Origin of the sequence: Nostoc sp. 2RC (assembly GCF_014222165.1) — a bacterium.
Classification (GTDB): domain Bacteria; phylum Cyanobacteriota; class Cyanobacteriia; order Cyanobacteriales; family Nostocaceae; genus Nostoc; species Nostoc linckia.
On record NZ_JACKZU010000680.1, the window covers coordinates 1 to 1,588 of the forward strand.

Here is a 1,588-nt window from a genome sequence, read left to right on the forward strand (position 1 = left end):
GGGCATGGGGCATGGGGCATTGGGTATGAGGAATAGGGAATATAGTTTTTTAGTTGCATCGAGTTGCATTGTGAATGCATCGAGTTGCATTGTGAATGCATCGAATTGCATTGTGAATGCATCGAATTGCATTGTGAATGCATCGAATTGTATTGTGAATGCATCGAATTGTATTGTGAATGCATCGAGTTGTATTGTGAATGCATCGAGTTGCATTGTGAATGCATCGAGTTGCAAAAATTAACCCACTCCAATATTTCGTGCAGCTTTACCGACTTGTAGACACAAAGCAACTTCTTGCACACTGCCAAGTGCCATGATTAGTGATTAGTCACCATGCCCAATGCCCAATGCCCTTTAATTCTTTTGATACCTCATTCCCGGTAGTTGGGAGAGTAAACCCATAAGTTCCAACTGTAACAAGGCACTGGAAACTGAACCAGGAGGCATACCGGTTTGTTGGACTATTAAATCGAAGGGTAGAATATCAGAGGCGATCGCATCCATTACCTGTTGCAATTCGGGTGATAAAGTTGGCAAACTTAATTGTTGTACTGTTGACAATTGCTCAACTTCATCAATTTGTGGTATTGCTCCCAGCATTTTTAGTAATTCGTCTAATTCTTTGAGAATTAAAGAAGCGCCTTGAGTTAATAATTTCAAACAACCTTGGGATGGATAATCGTCTACTCTTCCTGGTAATGCATAGACATCTCTCCCAAATTCATTGGCGTAGGTGGCTGTAATCAAAGCGCCAGATTTTAATGGGGCTTCCATGACCAGGATAGCGCGGCTCATGCCTGCAATAATGCGGTTGCGGCGGGGAAAGTGAGTGCGATCGGGTGGAGTTTTTGTGGGATACTCACTCACAACTAAGCCAGCCGTCAAAATTTCCTTGTACAAATCGCGATTTTTTTGGGGATAAATAACGTCTATGCCAGTCCCTAAAACTGCGATGGTTCTTCCACCAGCTTTCATGGTAGCGGCGTGGCTTTCTGTGTCAATTCCCTCCGCCATCCCAGAAACTACGGTAAAGCCATTTTTAGCCAAAGCTGTACTAATTTGACGAGTCCAACGAATGCCATATTCTGAAGGGCGGCGGGTGCCAACAATACCAACTAGCGGTTTTTGTCCGAGATTTTCTTGGAGTTCAACTTCACCGCGATAGTACAAAATCGGCGGGGGACTGGGAGTTTCCAATAGTAAGCGGGGGTAATTTGCATCTGCTGGAGTCCAGAAATAAGGGTTTTCCTGTTGGTGTTTAATGAATAGCTGTTCTGGATGTAGACGCGATCGCTGTTGTACTATTTTTTCTAGTGTTTGAAAACCAAAACCCTCTACTTTCCCTAACTCTTGCTTAGTAGCCTTCCAAGCAGTTGCCAACGTACCAAAATGCTGTTGCAGTCGTCGCAATAATACCGGGCCAATCCCTGAAATTTGCGACCAAGCCACCCAATATGCACTTTCTTCTACCACTTTTTTACCCTCACACCACTGGTTTGAGTATTCCCAAAATCGTCGAGTTGTGTCCATTTATGGTATTGGGCATTGGGCATGGGGCAAGCAGGAAGTGTGGGAGGTGTGGGAG

1 protein-coding gene is annotated in these 1,588 nt (G+C 44.4%); it reads right to left on the reverse strand.

What is annotated here, in order from left to right; genetic code table 11:
- Positions 1 to 357: 357 nt before the first annotated feature.
- Complete coding sequence (gene dprA / locus GNE10_RS34370; RefSeq protein WP_185570489.1) at positions 358 to 1,476, reverse strand: DNA-processing protein DprA; 1,119 nt, start codon at positions 1,474 to 1,476, stop codon at positions 358 to 360.
- Positions 1,477 to 1,588: the final 112 nt, after the last annotated feature.